The following is a 19,049-nucleotide window of genomic DNA, read 5'->3' as shown; positions in this document are numbered from 1 at the left end:
GAACCGAAGCCAATGATCAGTACCGAACTCAAAACCCAGATCCAGGGCGCTTACTCGCGTTTCCTCGAAGCCAAGAGCCTCAAGCCACGCTATGGCCAGCGATTGATGATCGCTGAAGTTGCCAAGGTGCTGGGGGACATTGACACCGATGAAGAGGGCCGTCGTTCGGGCGATCCTGCGGTAGTGGCCGTCGAGGCCGGGACGGGCACCGGCAAGACCGTGGCGTATGCCATTGCGTCGATCCCCACCGCCAAGGCGGCAGGCAAGCGGCTGGTAATCGCCACCGCGACCGTCGCCTTGCAGGAGCAGATCGTCTACAAGGACCTGCCGGACCTGATGCGCAACAGCGGTCTGAATTTTACCTTCGCGCTTGCCAAGGGCCGCGGCCGTTACATGTGCCTGTCGAAACTCGACGCGTTGCTGCAGGAGAGCGACGCGACCAACGCGACCGCGCAGCTGTTTGAGGAAGAAGGCTTCAAGATCGAGGTCGATGAAGCCAGTCAGAAGCTGTTCACCAGCATGCTGCAGAAGCTGGCGGGCAACAAGTGGGACGGCGATCGCGACAGCTGGCCACAGGAACTCGCCGATCAGGACTGGGCGCGGCTGACCACCGATCACAGCCAGTGCACCAACCGGCATTGCCCGAACTTTCAGCAGTGCGCTTTCTATAAGGCGCGCGAAGGCATGGGCAAGGTTGACGTGATTGTCACCAACCATGACATGGTGCTGGCGGACCTCGCGCTGGGCGGCGGCGCCGTGCTGCCCGACCCGCGTGACACGCTGTACGTGTTCGACGAAGGCCATCACCTGCCTGACAAGGCCATCGGCCACTTCGCTCATTACACCCGACTGAAGTCCACCGCTGACTGGCTTGAACAGACAGCCAAGAACCTCGCCAAGCTGCTGGCCCAACACCCACTGCCCGGCGATCTGGGCAAGCTGATTGAGCAGGTGCCGGAGTTGGCCCGTGAGATCAAGGGGCATCAGCAGTTCATGTTCGGGGCCTGCGAGCAACTGGCGGACTTCCGCGCCGGTGAAGACATGCAGGGCCGCGAGCGGCCCCGTCACCGCTTTGTCGGCGGCGTGATTCCCGAGCACATCCGCGAGATGGGCATCGAGCTCAAGAAGGGCTTTGCGCGCCTGGATGATCTGTTTACACGCCTGACCGAGCTGCTCAAGGAAGGCATGGACGGTGAGGTCAACATCGGCATCGCCAGCCATCAGGCCGAAGAATGGTATCCGCTGTTCGGCAGCCTGCTGGCCCGCGCACATGGCAACTGGGAATTGTGGACAGCCTTCACCGCCGAAGATCCGGAAGACAGCCCGCCCATGGCGCGCTGGCTGACCCTGGCCGACAGCGGTGCAATGTTCGACATCGAGGTCAATGCCAGCCCGATCCTGGCGGCTGAAATGCTGCGTCGCAACTTGTGGAACATCGCCTACGGGGCGCTGGTGACTTCAGCGACCCTGACCGCGCTGGGCAAGTTTGATCGTTACCGCATGCGTGCCGGCCTGCCCAAAGGGGCGGTTACCGCCGTGGTGCCAAGCCCGTTCCATCACGCCGACGCTGGTGTGCTGCGCGTGCCGGACCTCAAGGCCGACCCGCGTGACTCGGTGGCCCATACCGCAGCGATCATTCGCGATCTGCCCGGGCTGGTGGAAGGTTCGCGAGGCACGCTGGTGCTGTATTCGTCGCGCAAGCAGATGCAGGACGTTTTCGACGGCCTGGACCGTGACTGGCGCAAGCAGGTGTTCATCCAGGGCAACCTGTCCAAGCAGGAAACCCTCAACAAGCACAAGGCGCGGGTCGACAGCGGCGAGTCCAGCGTACTGTTCGGACTGGCCAGCTTCGCCGAGGGTGTGGACTTGCCCGGTGCGTACTGCGAGCACGTGGTCATCGCCAAGATTCCGTTCGCGGTGCCCGACGACCCGGTCGAGGCTGCGCTGGCCGAGTGGATCGAAGCGCGTGGTGGCAACCCGTTCATGGAAATCGCCGTACCCGATGCGTCGTTGCGTCTGGTTCAGGCCTGCGGCCGCCTGCTGCGTACCGAAGAAGACCGCGGCACCATCACGCTGCTGGACCGACGCGTCGTCACCCAGCGTTATGGCAAGGCGATTCTCAATGCATTGCCGCCGTTTCGCCGCGAGATTTCCTGAATAACAGCTGTCGGTTGACTCGGGTCTGTTCCCAAAGCGCCCGATCGCTGGAACAATATGCGCCCATTCGGCCTGTCATCAGGCCCAGTACCGTCAGTCAGGAGTCAGCCGTTGCAGATCCAGGGTCATTACGAACTTCAATTCGAAGCGGTACGTGAAGCCTTTGCGGCGCTTTTTGACGATCCTCAGGAGCGTGGAGCTGCCTTGTGCATTCAGGTCGGCGGCCAGACCGTCATCGATCTGTGGGCGGGCACTGCCGACAAGGACGGTGCCGAGGCTTGGCACACCGACACTATTCTCAACCTGTTCTCCTGCACCAAGACCTTCACCAGCGTGGCGGTTCTGCAACTGGTCGAAGAGGGCAAGTTGAAGCTGGACGAACCCGTGGCCAGGCTCTGGCCCGAATTCGCCGCGGCTGGCAAGGCATCGATCACTTTGCGTCAACTGCTCTGCCATCAGGCCGGTTTGCCTGCGCTGCGCGAGCAACTGCCTGCCGAAGCGCTTTACGAGTGGGACACCATGACGGCGGCGCTGGCGGCCGAAGAACCTTGGTGGACGCCGGGGCAGGGCCACGGTTATGCGGCGATCACCTATGGCTGGCTGGTGGGCGAGGTGCTGCGTCGGGCCGACGGTCGAGGCCCTGGGGAATCCATAGCCGCGCGCATTTCTCGCCCGCTGGGGCTGGATTTTCATGTGGGCCTGGCGGATGACCAGTTTCATCGTGTTGCCCATATCGCTCGAGGCAAGGGCAACACCGGTGACGATGCCGCTCAGCGCGTACTGCAAGCGACGATGCGCGAGCCAGCCTCCATCACTGCCAAGGCGTTCACTAATCCGCCGTCGATCATGACCAGCACCAACAAACCCGAATGGCGCCGCATGCAGCAACCGGCGGCCAACGGCCACGGCAATGCGCGCAGTCTTGCCGGTTTCTACAACGGTTTGCTGGATGGCAGCCTGCTTGAAGCAGACATGCTCAACGAGCTGACCCGTGAGCACAGCCTCGGTCAGGACAAGACTCTGCTGACCTCGACCCGTCTGGGTCTGGGCTGCATGCTTGACCAGCCGACCGTTGCCAACGCGACCTATGGTCTTGGCCCCAAGGCGTTTGGCCATCCCGGGGCAGGCGGTTCGGTCGGGTTCGCCGATCCTGATTACGAGGTCGCCTTTGGCTTCGTTACCAACACCCTGGGCCCGTACATTCTGATGGACCCGCGTGCGCAAAAACTGGTCGGGATCCTGCGTGAGTGTTTGCAGTAAGTATCGGCCGTAAGTGCTTGTTTCATACCGACTGTCAGTTAAATGGCTGTAACAGGAACCGTACGACGGTTTCTTTTTCCAACTGCATCTTTATGCATGTTATACCGGCGTAGTCACGTCCTTCTGTCTGATCAAAACCGTTGCGGGTTATCCATGTCGTCTAATAAAAGCCTCGTTCTCGCCCTGTGCATCGCTGTGACCGGCTGTGCTCAAACCCCTCAATCCGACTCTGCTGCAACCGGAGGCCATTGGTGGCAGTTCGGTTCAGGCAGCGAGTCTGCTGATGCAGGCGCTGCTGCAAAGGCTCCGGCACCGAGCCCGGTACCTGCTCCGGTCGCCAAGGCCGCTGCAACACCGGCAGCACCTGCGGCTGGCGCTGAAAACAGCGCGCCTTGGTACTGGCCGTTCGGCTCGAAAGATAACGCGCAGGCCAAACCTGATGCCGTGGCCGACAAGCCAGCTGCGCCTGCCCTGGTAGCCAAGTCGGAAACCGATAGCAAATGGTGGTGGCCGTTCGGTAGCGAGGGCAAGAAGGACGAGCCTAAAGCGCTGCCGATGCCTGATCCGAAAGTGACCCAGGCCTGGCTGGATGAGTACGAGCCGCGTCTGCGCGCTGCAATCAAGGACAGCCCGTTCCAGTTGGAGCGTCGCGAAGACCTGCTGGCAATCACTGCACCGGTCGACAGCTCGTTCAACCCCGACCGTCCTGCGATGCTGCTGCCCAACACGCTGGGTCCGATCACCCGTCTGGCCAAGGTGGTCGAAGGCGATCAGAAAACTGCCGTGCTGATTCTCGGTCATGCCGACACGTCGGGTCCTACCGAAGCCAACCAGAAGATCAGTCAGGAACGCGCGCAGTCTGTTGCCGCGATTTTCCGTCTCAGTGGCCTGGAGCGTAACCGTCTGAGCCAGCGCGGGATGGGTGCGGTGATGCCACGTGCCGCCAACGACAGCCTGCAAGGCCGTGCACTCAACCGTCGTGTCGAAATCCTCATGACGCCGCAGGACACCATGCGCGCGCTGATGGCCCGTTATGCGCTGCCGCCGGTTGCTCCAGTCATGGTTGCCACCCAGGACGTCAAGCCAGTAGCGCCAGCACCTGCTGCCGCGCCTGCCAAGAAAGCCGCCGTGGCGAAGAAAGACACTGCCAAGAAAGCGCCGGCCAAGGCCAGCACTGCCAAAAAGGCTGCGCCTGCCAAGACCACCGCAGCAGCTAAAAAACCAGCAGCGACCAAGGCCCCGGCCAAGGCGCCCGCCAAGAAAGATGACAGCCAGGCCAGTAACTGAGGCCTGGTTACCTCACGACTTTCGTCTCCACGCTCCGCGCTTTGCGTTGTGCACAAGTCCTGAATAGCCTGAAAAACAAGGCTTTCAGGCTTCTGCCCGGAGGGCGTGGGAGCGAACTTGTTCGCGAAAAGGTCGGTACAGTCTCCGAAACGTATCGTCTGAATCACCGTCTTCGCGAACAAGTTCGCTCCCACGGCCTTCGGCCAGAATCAAAAACGAATGTGTGATAACGGCGAGCGCTGAGCCTCGTAACGAGAGTTAGCTAACGTTCATGATATCTGCGCAGGAATGAAACCATGACTCAGACCCTGGCCGACATGCGCCGTGATTACACCCGCGACGGGTTGACCGAAGCGCAATCACCGGACGAGCCCTTCGCGCTCTTCCATACCTGGTTTGACGACGCTGTAAAAACCGAGCAGCCGCCGGTCGAGGCCAATGCCATGACCCTGGCGACGGTCGATGAGCAAGGACGTCCGCATTGTCGTGTCTTGCTGCTCAAGGGGCTGGACACGCAGGGCTTCACGTTCTTCACCAACTACGAAAGCGCCAAGGGCCAGCAACTGGCTGCACGTCCATTCGCGGCCATGACCTTTTTCTGGCCGACGCTGGAGCGTCAGGTTCGTATCGAAGGTCGGGTCGAGAAAGTCAGCGCGCAGGAATCCGATGCTTATTACCAGGTGCGTCCTCTGGGCAGCCGTCTGGGGGCATGGGCCTCACCACAAAGTCGCGTGATCGCAGATCGTGACGAGCTGGAAGGTTTGATCAGACAGACGGAACAACGCTTCGCAGAGACCCAGCCACACTGCCCCGAGCACTGGGGGGGCTACCGCCTTTTGCCTGAGCGAATCGAGTTTTGGCAGGGTCGCTCCAGTCGACTTCACGACCGTTTGAACTATCGTTCGGTAGACGGCAGGTGGACGCGCGAGCGCCTTGCGCCCTGATTGAATTATTCGCCCGGCGCATCGTCTGAGCGTTATGCAGGTGGGCCGCTGTATGCCGCCTGAATGAACTTAAATTGCAGGATCGGGGCCGTGACAGCACCTTTGTCAGGTAGTCTAATGGCCACTGATTCCTCTGGAGATTCCCTTATGCGCAAGTCTGCTCTTCTGGTTGCTTCGTTCACTGCCATGGCATTGATGCTGGGCGGCTGTGCCTCGAACCTGACCGGTGATTCCTATTCCCGCGATGAGGCCAGGACCGTACAGACCGTCCGCATGGGCACTATCGAATCCTTGCGTCCGGTTAAAATCGAAGGCACCAAGACGCCGATTGGCGGGGCTGCGGGTGCGGTCGTCGGCGGCGTAGGTGGCAGCGCTATCGGTGGCGGCCGCGGCAGCATCGTGGCTGCGGTAATCGGCGCGGTGGCCGGTGGTCTGCTGGGTTCAGCGACCGAAGAAGGCCTGACCCGTACGCAGGGTGTTGAAATCACCGTGCGTGAAGATGACGGCAGCATGCGTGCCTATGTGCAGCAGGTTCAGGAAAACGAGATTTTCCGGGTCGGCGAGCGCGTACGCATCATGAGTGTCAACGGCACAAGCCGCGTCACCCACTGATCTGTAACACCGCACAGCAAAACCCCGAGCCGCAATGCTCGGGGTTTTTTATTGCCAGACGTGAATGGACGTGAATGTCGTGCCAATGCTCACGAAGACGATGTATCGAACGCCCTATTTCCTGGGGGTGTCGCGGCCTCTTCGCGAGCAAGCTCGCTCCCACAAGACTTATGTATAACGATGGTCATTCTGAGGTCAGCCCTCGATCCCCAGCATGTCGCGCACCAGCGCTTCGGCAACCCGAATGCCGTCCACGCCAGCCGAGAGAATCCCGCCCGCATAGCCAGCGCCTTCACCGGCCGGGTAAAGGCCTTTGGTGTTCAGGCTTTGCAGGGTCGGTCCGCGGGTAATGCGCAGCGGGGCCGAGGTACGGGTTTCGATGCCGGTCAGCACCGCATCGTGCAGCGAGAAGCCTTTGATCTGCTTGTCGAACGCAGGCAATGCTTCACGAATGGCTTCAATGGCAAAGGCGGGCAGGGCGTCGGCCAGGTCCACCAGTTTCACGCCCGGCTTGTATGACGGCTCAACGCTGCCCAGTGCTGTCGAGGCCCTGCCAGCGATAAAGTCGCCGACCAGTTGCGCCGGCGCTTCATAACTGCTGCCGCCGAGCAGATACGCATGAGACTCCAGGCGTTCCTGCAACTCGATACCGGCCAGCGGGCTGCCGGGGAAATCCTGTTCCGGAGAAATACCGACCACAATGCCCGAGTTGGCATTACGCTCGTTGCGCGAATACTGGCTCATGCCATTGGTGACCACTCGGCCGGGCTCTGATGTGGCTGCCACGACCGTGCCACCAGGGCACATGCAGAAACTGTAGACCGAGCGACCGTTGCTGGCGTGGTGCACCAGTTTGTAGTCAGCTGCGCCGAGCTTCGGGTGACCGGCATATTTGCCCAGTCGCGCGCGGTCGATCAGCGACTGCGGGTGCTCGATACGGAAACCCACCGAAAACGGCTTGGCTTCCATGAACACGCCACGGCCATGCAGCATGCGGAAGGTGTCGCGGGCACTGTGGCCCAGCGCCAGAATGACGTGCCGGGATTCGATCTGCTCGCCACTGTCGAGCTGGACGCCCAGCAATTGGCCGTCCTCGATCATCAGGTCGGTCACGCGCTGCTGAAAGCGCACTTCGCCGCCCAGCGCTTCTATCTGATGGCGCATGTTCTCGACCACGCCGGTCAGGCGGAACGTGCCGATATGCGGCTTGCTGACGTAGAGGATTTCTTCCGGCGCACCGGCTTTCACGAACTCGTGCAGCACCTTGCGGCCAATAAACTTCGGGTCCTTGATCTGGCTGTAAAGCTTGCCGTCAGAAAAGGTCCCGGCACCGCCTTCACCGAACTGCACGTTGGACTCGGGGTTGAGCACGTTTTTGCGCCACAGCGCCCAGGTATCCTTGGTGCGCTGGCGCACCTCGGTACCACGCTCAAGGATGATCGGCTTGAAGCCCATCTGCGCCAGCAGCAGGCCGGCAAAGATACCGCAGGGCCCGAAGCCCACGACGATCGGGCGCTCTGTCAGCCCCTCGGGAGCATGACCAACCACTTTATAGCTGACATCAGGTGCAGGGCCGACGTGGCGGTCATCGCCCAGTTTGCGCAGCAGTGCCTGTTCATCACTGACCTGAAAGTCGATGGTGTAGATGAAGCACAGCTCGGATGACTTTTTGCGCGCGTCGTAACTGCGTTTGAAGAGGGTAAAGTCCAGCAGTTCGCTGCTGTCGATGCCCAGGCGCTGCAGGAGTGCAACGCGCAGGTCTTCTTCCGGGTGATCGATCGGCAGCTTGAGTTCGGTGATTCGTAACATTAAGGGGTCCAGTTTTCGGGCCGCAGGTTCAGCCCGACAGCACTACAAGACCGGCGATTATAAGCGCTGAACCCCTTTTGCGGCGAGCCTGCCTGATCACTCGTCGCGCGAACCGCCATAATAACCGCAGCCACGCTGGGCCTGGCCGTTGATACGCAGTTCGGCCGTCAGGTGTTGTACCGAGCCATTCACGCTGTCAACGCAGCGTTGTGGCGCCACCCAGATCTCGATGCGCTGGTTGTTGGCTTCGCTGCTGACGCTGAAGCTGCCGTCGGGCAGTTTCTCTTCCACGTAAGGCAAGGCAAGCGGTGCAAGACCTTCGCGCTCCAGCACCATGCCCTTGCCACTGACGTTGACGTTCCAGGCGGGTTTATTGCCATTGACGTGCAAGGTCAGACGTTTGAAATTGGCGTCTTCACAGGCCTGGCCGGGACGCTCGACGCGGTACAGCTGATGCAGGTCCAGCTGACCATCGCTGTTGGCCGCTTTGCTCGCAGCAAAGTTACCGCGCAGATCGGCGAATACCGTGCCCTTGCTGTCTGCCAGTGAAGCAGCTTCCTGCAAGATGCCGGTATTGCCGCGATCCTTGACCACATAGCGCCGCTGCTCGTTGCACGGTTTGAACAGCAACTGGCCATTGCTGCCCGTCAGGTCGCCCTGCATACGAAGCATGCCTGCCGTGGAAACCTTGGGTTCCTCGGTCTGTTTGCCGAGCAGTTGGCACCCGGCGAACAGTGGCAGAAGGGCAAATACGAGGACGGAACGGGCAGCAAACATGGTGTGGTCTCCAGACAAGTGTCGCCACGTTACTCAGACTGGAGGTGCATCACAAGGGGGAACGGCCAGACCTGCGCCGCAGTGTGACGCGGAGCGTCACGAAAGGCATTACCACGCAGAGCGTGGTAATGAGAATCATCGTGGCCCATCCTGGTTCTGAACGTTAATGCGCTTCGCAGCGCTTACCCGCCCAGATACGCATCCCGCACTTTCGGATCGACCAGCAGTTCTTCGCCGGTGCCTTGCATGACCACACGACCGTTTTCCAGTACATAAGCGCGGTCGGCGACTTTCAGCGCCTGATTGGCGTTCTGTTCGACCAGAAACACCGTCACACCATCGCGACGCAACTGTTCAACGATCTCGAAAATCTGCTGGATGATGATCGGAGCCAAGCCCAGCGAAGGCTCGTCGAGCAACAGCAGCTTGGGCTTGCTCATCAACGCACGACCGATGGCCAGCATCTGCTGTTCGCCACCGGACATGGTGCCGCCGCGCTGATTGAAGCGTTCCTTGAGACGCGGGAAGAGCTGCAGGACCTTGTCCATCTGCTCCTGATAATCAGCCTTTTCCGTGAAGAAACCGCCCATCGCCAGGTTCTCTTCAACGGTCAGGCGCGCGAACACGCGACGGCCTTCCGGCACCACGGCAATGCTCTTGCGCATGATGATCGACGACTCCAGCCCGACCAGTTCTTCGCCCATGTAGCGAATACTGCCGCTGTGCGCGCGTGGTGAGCCGCACAGGGTCATCAGCAGCGTGGACTTGCCTGCGCCGTTGGCGCCGATCAGGGTGACGATTTCGCCCTGACGTACTTCAACGTTGACGCTGTGCAGCGCCTGGATCTTGCCGTAGAAAGTGGAAACGTTTTCGAACTGCAGCATTTACGCTTCCCCCAGATAGGCTTTGATCACGTCAGGATTGTCACGAATCTGTTCCGGCGTACCGTCTGCCAGAGGCGTGCCCTGATTGATCACCACAATGTGGTCGGAAATGCTCATCACCAGTTTCATGTCGTGCTCGATCAACAAGACCGTAGCGTTGTGCTCGCTGCGCAACACGCCGATCAGGGCTTTCAGGTCGTCGGTTTCTCTGGGGTTCAGCCCGGCTGCCGGTTCGTCGAGCATCAGAATGCGCGGGCGCGTCATCATGCAGCGGGCGATTTCCAGACGGCGTTGCTGACCGTAGGCCAGCGTACCGGCAGGGCGGTTAGCGAATTCCTTGAGGTTGACGGCTTCCAGCCAGTGCTCGGCGTAGTCCATGGCTTCGCGTTCGCTGCGGCGAAACGCCGGGGTTTTGAACAATCCGGCGAGGAAGTTGGTATTCAAGTGCCGATGCTGGGCAACCAGCAGGTTCTCTACAGCGGTCATTTCCTTGAACAGGCGCACGTTCTGGAACGTACGCACCACGCCCTTGCGAGCAATCTGGTGACCGGCCAGGCCTTGAATGGGCTCGCCGTCCAGCAGAATAGTGCCTGCGCTTGGCCGGTAGAAACCGGTCAGGCAATTGAAGACGGTGGTCTTGCCCGCGCCGTTGGGGCCGATCATCGACACGACCTGCCCTTGATTGACGGTGAGGGCAACGCCATTGACCGCCAGCAGGCCGCCAAAACGCATGCTCAAGCCGGTGGCTTGCAGTAATGGGCGGCTCATTTCGGCAGCTCCGTTTTCAATTTCATTTCAGGCCGTTGCATGGGCAGGAAGCCTTGAGGACGCCAGATCATCATCAGCACCATCAGCGCGCCGAACATCAACATGCGGTAGTCGCTGAACTCACGCATCAGTTCAGGCAGCAGAATCATCACGATGGCGGCCAGGATCACGCCCAGCTGCGAGCCCATGCCGCCGAGCACGACGATGGCGAGGATGATTGCCGACTCGATGAAGGTGAACGATTCCGGGGTGATCAGACCCTGACGTGCGGCAAAGAAGCTGCCTGCGAAACCGGCGAACGCAGCGCCAAGGGTGAAGGCCGAGAGCTTGATCACGGTCGGGTTCAGCCCCAGCGCACGACAGGCGATTTCGTCTTCACGCAGCGCCTCCCAGGCCCGTCCGATCGGCATGCGCAGCAGGCGATTGATGACGAACAACGCCGCCAGCGCCAGCAGCAGGGCGATCAGGTAAAGGAAGACGACCTTGTTGATCGAGTTGTAAGGCAGGCCGAAGAACTCGTGGAAGGTCTGCATGCCCTCGGCAGCCTTGCGCTCGAACGTCAGGCCGAAGAAGGTCGGCTTGTCGATATTGCTGATGCCGTTCGGGCCACCGGTCAGCTCGGTGAGGTTGCGCAGGAAGATGCGGATGATCTCGCCGAACCCCAGTGTCACGATGGCCAGATAGTCACCGCGCAGGCGTAGCACCGGGAACCCCAGCAAGAACCCGAACAGCGCCGCCATCAGGCCCGCAATCGGCAGGCAGATCCAGAAGCCGAGCCCATAGTAGTGGGACAGCAAGGCGTAGCTGTAGGCACCGACTGCATAGAAACCGACATAGCCCAGGTCCAGCAGACCGGCCAGACCGACCACGATGTTCAGGCCCAGGCCGAGCATGACGTAGATCAGGATCAGCGTGGCGATGTCCACCGCACCGCGCGACCCGAAGAATGGCCAGATGAACGCCAGCACGATCAATGCGGCCAGGCCCCAGCGTTGGGTTTTCGGCTGGGTCAGGAAATCGCTGGTCTTCTGCGAGATCAACGGCTTTTCGGTACCGCGGCGCATGCTGCCGATCTGTTCTGCGAACAGTACGCGCAAGAACAGCATGACCGAACAGAAGGCAATGATGGTCAGGGTCAGCGGGCTGGCGTTCTGCACTTGCAGGGTGACGCCGGAAAAGGCCAGTTTCAGGCCGAACACCGGGTAGGCCACGGCCCAGACCAGTGCGGCGCTGAACAGCGCCTGTTTGAAAGACTTGCTCATACTTTCTCAACCTCCGGACGACCCAGGATGCCGGTCGGTCGGAACAGCAGTACCAGAACCAGCAGGCCGAAGGCCACGACGTCCTTGTACTGATCACCAAAAATATCGGCACCGAAGGCTTCGGCGACGCCCAGTACCAGGCCACCGAGCACAGCGCCCGGGATCGAACCGATACCGCCCAGTACGGCAGCAGTGAACGCTTTTAGGCCGACCAGAAAGCCGGCGCTCGGGTTGATCACGCCGTACTGCATGCTCAGCAGCATCGCCGCGACGGCAGCCAGTGCAGCACCGACCACGAAGGTCAGGGCAATGATGTTGTTGGTGTTGATCCCCAGCAGGTTGGCCATTTTCATGTCCTCGGCACAGGCACGGCAGGCACGGCCCATGCGTGAGCGGGAGATGAACAGGGTCAGGCCGGTCATGGCCAGCAGGGTGACGACAAAGACCACGATCTGCATGTAGGAGATCAGCACTTCCTGAGCGCCACCGGGCCCGAACGACAGGCTGCCGGGCAGCAGGTTGGGGATGGCGAAGTTGCCGGAGCCCTGGGAAAGCTGAACCGAGTTCTGCAGGAAGATCGACATGCCGATTGCAGAAATCAGTGGAATCAGACGGTTGCTGTTGCGCAACGGACGGTAGGCCACACGCTCGATGCTGTATCCGTAGGCACTGGTTACGACGATGGCTGCGGCGAAACCGGCAATCATCAGCAACGGCAGGCTGTGAATACCCAGCATCGCCAGACCGGCGAGTGCCATGAAAGCTACATAGGAACCGATCATGTACACCTCGCCATGGGCGAAGTTGATCATTCCGATGATGCCGTACACCATCGTGTAGCCGATGGCGATCAATGCATACGTACTGCCAATGGTCAGGCCATTGACCAGCTGCTGCATGTAGTGGAATAACTCGGGCATTTACCGCGCTCCTAAAAACCTGATCTGCATTTCTCTGACCTGCGCCGGGGTGGCATTCTGTCGATGCGTAGCCTGTCGCGCTGTCAGGGAACCGCTGTTGACGGTTTTAAGATTTTCAGGGGGCCTCGTGCATGCAGTTCGGGTCGCCGAAATGTGCGTACGGGCCTGGATTCGTAAAACAAAGCCCACTGCGCTGGCAGTGGGCTTTGAGGGTTAACGCAAGCAGCTTATTTGGCGGCTTCGGTCTTGGGTTTGCCGAAGTGCCACTCGTAAACCACGAACTGGAAGTTCTTCAGATCGCCTTTGTCGTCGTAGCTCAGCTCGCCCATCGGGGTCTTGAAGGTGCCAGCATGGATGGCAGCAGCCACCTTGGCGGTGTCTTCGGACTTGGCGGCGGCGATGCCATCAGCAATGACCTGAACGGCGGAGTAGGACGGGTAAACGAACGGGCCGCTCGGGTCTTGTTTCTTGGCCTTGAAGGCTTCGGTCAGCGCCTGGTTGGCCGGGTCCTGGTCGAAGGATTTTGGCAGGGTGACCAGCAGGCCTTCCGAAGCATCGCCGGCGATCTGCGAGATGGAATCGTTGCCCACGCCTTCAGGTCCCATGAACTTCGCGTTCAGGCCTTTTTCCTTGGACTGGCGCAGGATCTGACCCAGCTCCGGGTGGTAGCCGCCGTAGTAGACGAAGTCGACGTTGGCTTGCTTGAGCTTGGCGATCAGCGACGAGAAGTCCTTGTCACCCGCGTTGATACCTTCGAACAGAGCAACCTTGACGCCTTTTTTCTCCAGCGTCTGCTTGACTGCTGTCGCGATACCTTCGCCGTACTGCTGCTTGTCGTGAATCACAGCAACGATTTTCGGCTTGGCGACGTCGGCAATGTAGTTGCCTGCGGCCGGGCCCTGGGCGCTGTCGAGACCGATGGTGCGGAATACCAGTTTGTAGCCGCGTGCGGTGATTTCCGGGCTGGTGGCAGCCGGGGTCACCATGATGATGCCTTCGTCTTCGTAAACGTCGGACGCTGGCTGGGCGGAGCTGGAGCACAGGTGACCGACCACGTATTTCACGCCGTCGTTGACCACCTTGTTAGCGACCGCAACGGCCTGTTTCGGATCGCAGGCGTCATCGTATTCGACGGCTTCAAGCTTTTTGCCATCCACGCCGCCTTTGGCGTTGATCTGCTCGATGGCCATTTTGGCGCCGTTGAACTGCATGGTGCCGTATTCGGCAACCGGGCCGGTCTTGGGGCCGGCGATGCCGATCTTGATGGTGTCAGCTGCGAACGAATGGCTGGCAACCCCCGCCATAACCAGTGCGGCAAACAGCCTTGAAAGCTTATTGGTACCCTTAGTCATGATGCTCCACTCTTGCGTTGTAGTTTTTATAATCCTGATGGCCAAGGCTCCAGGACCGGATTCGATCACCGGTTTTCCCACGCCGCCAACTGTACCGGAACAGTTTAGAGTGCCGCTCGTTGGCTTGGAAAGCCGGGCGTTTGGGGACAAACCGATGCGTGTCGCTTAATCGAAAGAAAGTTACAGAATCAAACCGCCGGAGTGCCTGAAATCGCTTCAGATCCATAAGGTTATCTGCACGTCCCTGCGATAAATCACCTGCTTCTGGGCTTGCCGGTGGGAAAGTCGGCGCTATCATTGCGCCGATTTTCTTTCTGGTGAAACCCATGACGCAAGAACCTAGCACCCTCTATGCCAAACTGCTTGGCGAAACCGCATCAATCACCTGGACTGAATTGCAACCATTCTTTGCCAAGGGTGCCCTGTTGTGGGTCGAACTGCCCCTGGATTTGATCGAAGTCGCCGAGGCAGTGGCCGAAAATGATGCAGCACGGGTGTCTGCATGGCTGGCTGAAGGGCAGGTTGGCAAGGTCTCGGAAAGCAAGGCGCTTGAGCTGGTGGAGACCGATCCTGCGCTCTGGGCTGTAGTAGTGGCACCTTGGGTTCTGATTCAAAACAGAGCGCAGAATTGATTTGCGTACTATTTTGGTGCGTTGCGATTTGTCGGAGTGAGTTGGAAGGTAACTGTGCCGACGTCGGCGTAGCGTAAAACCACACCTGCCGACCAGCGACTGTGAAGCCGGGCGTCAGGTGCGGATGGGCCTGTGAATGGCAAATTCGTCATTGTCGGGCTGGTCGGCGAACACGTCGTCAGGTTCTGAAACATCAACGTCCGGGCCGTGCATGTGCGGTGGTGGCAGGGCAGACCAACGGGTAGTCGGTTCGCGCTCGTTCATCTGCCTGGCAAGGGGCAGGATTCGCTCCAGTGGTTGTGGCTTGCTGAACAGGTAACCTTGTACATAATCACTGCCGAACTGGCTGAGAAACTCCAGTTGAGCCGGGGTTTCCACGCCTTCCGTGACGACTTTCAGGTGCAGGGTATGAGCCATGACGATAATCGCCTGGACGATCTCCATATCCTGTGGGGACTGGGGAATATCAATGATGAATGATCGGTCGATCTTCAGCGTGTCGAGTGGCAGCCGCTTAAGATAGGCAAGCGATGAGTAGCCGGTGCCGAAGTCGTCAATCGACAGCGAGACCCCCAGGCTGCGAATGTGCTTGAGCATCAGGATGGTGTTGCTGATATTGCCCATCAACGCATTTTCGGTCACCTCCAGTTCCAGTCGGCCAGGTGCAACGTCGGCGTCGGCCAGTGCCTGCTCGACCTCTTCGACCAGTTCGTCGCGGCCCAGCGTGAGTGCCGAGCAGTTGACCGTGATGATCAGCTGTTCCAGCCCTTCCTGACGCAGTGTGCGCAGGTCGTGACAGGCGCGGCGCAGCACCCAGTTATCCAGCTCGGCGATCAGACCGTTGGCCTCGGCAATGCCGATGAAGCGCCCGGGAGCCAACAGACCGTGTTGCGGGTGATTCCAGCGCACCAGTGCTTCCAGCTTGGCAACGTGGCCGGTACGCATGTCGACGATAGGCTGATAGTAGACCTGCAGGCCAGTCTCTTCGCGCAGGGCATTGCGCAGTTCCTCCTCCAGATGCAGTTCCAGGCTGGCCCTGGTCTTGAGCGCGGGGCTGAAGAAATTGACCCTGTTGCGTCCGTTGCCCTTGGACTGGTAAAGCGCGAGGTCTGCGTGTTTGAGCAGTTCATCACAGGTCGAACCGTCACGCGGGAACACGGCGATACCGATACTGGTCGTCATGACCATGCGCCTTCCTGCCAGCGCGATGGTTTCCTTCATTTTTTGCATGACCCGATAGGCCAGGTGCCGTGCCTCTTCGTAGTCCGGGATGCTCAGCAGGATGCAGAATTCATCGCCCCCGAAACGGGAGACCACGTCTTGAACACGGGTGGCGCTGCGGATGCGTTCGGCGATCACCTTGAGCAGTTCGTCACCGGCGTCATGGCCCAGACTGTCGTTTATGCGCTTGAAATGGTCGATGTCCAGAAACATTACCGCAAGCATGCCGTTGTTGTAGGTGTGCTCCTGCAGCTTTTCGGCAAATATCTGATTAAAGCCCCGGCGGTTGATCAGGTTGGTCAAAGGGTCGTAATGGGCCACCTGCTGAAGCGATACGCGGGCCTGATCCAGCTGGCTGAGCAGCGCGTTGACGCGCTGCAGGTCATGTTCCTTGCCTTGCAGTTTCTTGTCAGCCATTGCCGCGCTGATGCTGCCGGCGATGATAAGCAGTGTGATGACGGCAATGGTAAGCCCTAGCTGCTGGCTGTTTTCAGTGCCGGGGATGTGCAGTGCAGCGCCTTCGGGCATGACCAGTCGCAGTGCCCTCATGCCCATCAAGTGCATGGTCAGCAAACCCGCACCCAGCAGAAGACTCACCCCGTAGCGGAACATCTGATGAAACATACCGTTGTACTGACGCAGGTGTCGGGACAGTGTCAGTAGCGCAATACTGGAAAGCACCGCGACGAGGATCGACAGCGCGAACATCCGCGGTTCGTAGTACTGCGTGGCAGCGGAGCGCATCGCCGACATGCCCAGGTAGTGCATGACACTGATACCTGTGCCCATGACCAGCGAACTGATCAGACAGCGCTTCAGCGTCAGCTCGGGGATGGTCAGGGCTCTCATGGCCACCAGTGCGGTGACCAGCACGATCAGCAGGGAAGCCAGAGTAACCGTCAGGTCGTAAGATATTTTCAGCGGGGCCTGAAACGCCAGCATGCTGATGAAGTGCATCGCCCACACGCCGCCCGCCAGGCATAACGCACCCAGCGCTTTCCACAGGCGACGGCTCTTGATGGCGTCGACCTGGATGACACGGTCGGCAATATCCAGCGTGGCAAAGCATGCAGCGCAGGCCACACCGTAAGCCAGCGCTACCAGAAACAGGTTATGACTGCAGTCGATCAATAATTGCCCGTCCGCTGGGAGGCCAGCGAATACGTTCAAACCCAGCCACTCCATAGCACGCCCTATTCTCACTACAAGAGCGCCAAGCCTCAGGACCTGGCGGTTTGAGCTGAGTATAGAAGCTGTTTACAACCTGCCACCTCTACGAGCTGCCATTTTGATATTGACTCAATAACGAATAGTTATAAAAGGCCATCATGTCCCATGTGCAGTTACGAATGTTTACAGACAGATAGCGCTTCTGCTTCTAGATTGAAGTGACTGAGAGTCAAGGGATGGATGCCTTATGAACGCGCTCCAGGCTGAAAACGCTACTCAGGCTGCCAATGCCTGGCGAGTGTTGTTCCTGCTTTTTCTGGCCAATCTGTTCAACTTCTTTGATCGCACTATCCCGGCGATCATCGTCGAGCCCATTCGTCTGGAATGGCATTTGAGCGACTTTCAACTGGGGCTGCTGGGGACTGCGTTCACGCTGGTCTACGCTGTCGCCGGTCTGCCATTGGGGCGCATGGCCGATAACGGGTCGCGCAAGAAACTCATGGGCTGTGGTCTGGCGGTCTGGAGCGGGTTGACGGCGGTCAATGGCATGGTGGGAAGTTTCTGGACCTTCCTGCTGGTGCGCATGGGCGTCGGCATAGGTGAGGCCAGCTACGCGCCTGCTGCCAACTCGCTGATCGGTGATCTGTTTCCAGCCCATCGGCGTGCGCGGGCCATGGGGCTTTTCATGCTGGGTCTGCCGTTGGGTCTGCTACTGGCGTTCTTTACCATCGGCGCTATGGTCAAGGCGTTTGACAGCTGGCGGGCACCTTTCTTTATCGCTGCGGTTCCCGGTCTGTTGCTGGCTGTGTTCATCTTTTTCATCAAGGAGCCCAAGCGCGGCGCGGCTGAAAGCGTGCGGATGTCAGAGGCGAAGATTGAGAAGCCGATCCGCCGTGTGCTGTCGATTCCGACCTTTCGCTGGCTGGTGCTGGGCGGTCTGACCTTCAACTTTGCGACCTATGCCTGCAATTCATTCATGGTGCCGATGTTGCAGCGCTACTTTCTGCTGCCCTTGCAGGAAGCTGCGGTGGCGACCGGGGTTATCGTCGGCGTCACCGGGCTGATCGGTCTGACGCTTGGGGGCTGGATAGCCGACAAACTGCATCAGCGCTTTTCCAATGGACGGCTGTTGTTTGCGACCATCAGCATGTTGATCGCCGCTCTGGCCACAGGCTATGCGCTGCATGCAGGGCAGATCGGGATCGGCGTGTTCGTGGGTGTGTTCAGTCTGGGCTGGCTGTTCGCCTACAACTTCTACACATGCGTCTATACCGCTATTCAGGACGTGATCGAACCGCGCCTGCGGGCCACGGCCATGGCGCTGTTCTTTGCCGGGCTTTATTTGCTGGGTGGAGGGCTGGGGCCGGTGGTGGTCGGTTTGCTGTCTGATCACTTTGCCCATGCAGCGATGGGCGTTGCGGGTGTCGGAATGATGAGCGAAAGCTTCAAGGCCATCGGTTTGCACGATGCCATGTACCTGATCCCGGCAGCGCTGTTTCTGACCTTGCTGTTCCTGTACCAGGCTTCGCGCTGTTTCAGCCGCGATGCCGAACGGATGAGGGCGAGGATGGCGGCTGACGAGCCGGTGGAAGAGCTGGCGCAGGGGATTGTCGTGGCCAGGCAGTGATTACGCTGATGCAAGACCGTACGCGGAGCGACGCACGATAGTTGAGGTTATCGTTCCGCACGCTCCAGCGTGGGAATGCCGTGCGTGACGCTCTGCGTCACAAATCTGCGCCGCGCCGCAAACGCAAGATCGGACGCGGAGCGTCCAGAAAGGCATGCGACGCGGAGCGTCGCACGATAGTTGAGGTTATCGTTCCGCACGCTCCGCGTGGGAATGCCGTGCGTGACGCTCCGCGTCACAAATCTGCGGAGCGTCGCACGATAGTTAAGGTCATCGTTCCGCACGCTCCTGCGTGGGAATGCCGTGCGTGACGCTCTGCGTCACAAATCTGCGCCACGCCGCAAACGCAAGATCGGACGCAGAACGT

At 59.8% G+C, this 19,049-nt stretch carries 15 protein-coding genes and 1 pseudogene; 7 read left to right on the top strand and 9 right to left on the bottom strand.

Annotated elements, in window-relative coordinates; translation table 11 throughout:
- Nucleotides 1-12 precede the first annotated feature (12 nt).
- The 5 genes from dinG (at nt 13) to RYC17_RS04605 (ending at nt 6,260) form a co-directional block, all read left to right on the top strand.
- Complete coding sequence (gene dinG, locus RYC17_RS04625) at nt 13-2,157, top strand: ATP-dependent DNA helicase DinG (RefSeq protein WP_002554813.1); 2,145 nt, start codon at nt 13-15, stop codon at nt 2,155-2,157.
- Nucleotides 2,158-2,268: 111 nt separating this feature from the next.
- The gene (locus RYC17_RS04620; protein WP_058402136.1) at nt 2,269-3,417 is read left to right on the top strand and encodes a serine hydrolase domain-containing protein; all 1,149 of its coding nucleotides are present in this window, start codon (nt 2,269-2,271) and stop codon (nt 3,415-3,417) included.
- A 153-nt stretch (nt 3,418-3,570) separates the two neighbouring features.
- Nucleotides 3,571-4,704, top strand: a complete 1,134-nt coding sequence (locus RYC17_RS04615; protein WP_219169952.1) for an OmpA family protein — start codon at nt 3,571-3,573, stop codon at nt 4,702-4,704.
- A gap of 296 nt (nt 4,705-5,000) precedes the next feature.
- Nucleotides 5,001-5,648, top strand: coding sequence for a pyridoxamine 5'-phosphate oxidase (pdxH, locus tag RYC17_RS04610; RefSeq protein ID WP_058402138.1), 648 nt, complete (start codon nt 5,001-5,003; stop codon nt 5,646-5,648).
- A gap of 147 nt (nt 5,649-5,795) precedes the next feature.
- Entirely contained in the window at nt 5,796-6,260 is a 465-nt protein-coding gene (locus tag RYC17_RS04605) for a glycine zipper 2TM domain-containing protein (RefSeq protein ID WP_004657512.1), read from the top strand.
- A 195-nt stretch (nt 6,261-6,455) separates the two neighbouring features.
- Here RYC17_RS04605 and RYC17_RS04600 read toward each other — a convergent pair whose 3' ends face one another.
- The 8 genes and pseudogenes from RYC17_RS04600 to RYC17_RS04565 all read right to left on the bottom strand — a co-directional run.
- A complete protein-coding gene (locus tag RYC17_RS04600) occupies nt 6,456-8,069 on the bottom strand; it encodes an NAD(P)/FAD-dependent oxidoreductase (RefSeq protein WP_002554809.1) in 1,614 nt (537 codons plus the stop codon).
- Nucleotides 8,070-8,165: 96 nt separating this feature from the next.
- Nucleotides 8,166-8,846: a COG3650 family protein gene (locus RYC17_RS04595; protein ID WP_002554808.1), complete on the bottom strand. Its 681-nt coding sequence runs from the start codon at nt 8,844-8,846 to the stop codon at nt 8,166-8,168.
- 182 nt (nt 8,847-9,028) lie between these two features.
- On the bottom strand, nt 9,029-9,730 hold the full coding sequence (locus tag RYC17_RS04590) for an ABC transporter ATP-binding protein (RefSeq protein ID WP_002554807.1): 702 nt from the start codon (nt 9,728-9,730) through the stop codon (nt 9,029-9,031).
- A complete protein-coding gene (livG, locus tag RYC17_RS04585; RefSeq protein ID WP_002554806.1) occupies nt 9,731-10,498 on the bottom strand; it encodes a high-affinity branched-chain amino acid ABC transporter ATP-binding protein LivG in 768 nt (255 codons plus the stop codon). It abuts the gene before it with no gap.
- Nucleotides 10,495-11,760: a high-affinity branched-chain amino acid ABC transporter permease LivM gene (locus RYC17_RS04580; protein ID WP_002554805.1), complete on the bottom strand. Its 1,266-nt coding sequence runs from the start codon at nt 11,758-11,760 to the stop codon at nt 10,495-10,497. The genes livG and RYC17_RS04580 overlap by 4 nt, the downstream gene beginning before the upstream one ends.
- Nucleotides 11,757-12,680: a high-affinity branched-chain amino acid ABC transporter permease LivH gene (gene livH, locus RYC17_RS04575; protein ID WP_002554804.1), complete on the bottom strand. Its 924-nt coding sequence runs from the start codon at nt 12,678-12,680 to the stop codon at nt 11,757-11,759. The genes RYC17_RS04580 and livH overlap by 4 nt, the downstream gene beginning before the upstream one ends.
- Before the next feature lie 227 nt (nt 12,681-12,907).
- Nucleotides 12,908-14,032, bottom strand: a complete 1,125-nt coding sequence (locus RYC17_RS04570; protein ID WP_046835228.1) for a branched-chain amino acid ABC transporter substrate-binding protein — start codon at nt 14,030-14,032, stop codon at nt 12,908-12,910.
- A gap of 73 nt (nt 14,033-14,105) precedes the next feature.
- A pseudogene (locus RYC17_RS04565) lies at nt 14,106-14,360 on the bottom strand (hypothetical protein); the annotation flags it as partial.
- On the opposite strand from RYC17_RS04565, the gene RYC17_RS04560 reads away from it, so the two are divergent.
- Complete coding sequence (locus RYC17_RS04560) at nt 14,359-14,664, top strand: DUF2288 domain-containing protein (protein WP_122280411.1); 306 nt, start codon at nt 14,359-14,361, stop codon at nt 14,662-14,664. The pseudogene RYC17_RS04565 and the gene RYC17_RS04560 overlap by 2 nt on opposite strands.
- A gap of 114 nt (nt 14,665-14,778) precedes the next feature.
- On the opposite strand, the gene RYC17_RS04555 is transcribed toward RYC17_RS04560, so the two are convergent.
- Nucleotides 14,779-17,070: a putative bifunctional diguanylate cyclase/phosphodiesterase gene (locus RYC17_RS04555; protein ID WP_316902589.1), complete on the bottom strand. Its 2,292-nt coding sequence runs from the start codon at nt 17,068-17,070 to the stop codon at nt 14,779-14,781.
- A 232-nt stretch (nt 17,071-17,302) separates the two neighbouring features.
- On the opposite strand from RYC17_RS04555, the gene RYC17_RS04550 reads away from it, so the two are divergent.
- A complete protein-coding gene (locus RYC17_RS04550) occupies nt 17,303-18,682 on the top strand; it encodes an MFS transporter (RefSeq protein WP_316902588.1) in 1,380 nt (459 codons plus the stop codon).
- Nucleotides 18,683-19,049: the final 367 nt, after the last annotated feature.

The organism is Pseudomonas syringae group sp. J248-6 (genome assembly GCF_032586995.1).
GTDB lineage: Bacteria > Pseudomonadota > Gammaproteobacteria > Pseudomonadales > Pseudomonadaceae > Aquipseudomonas > Aquipseudomonas amygdali.
This window is presented reverse-complemented; position numbering and strand designations above follow the sequence as displayed.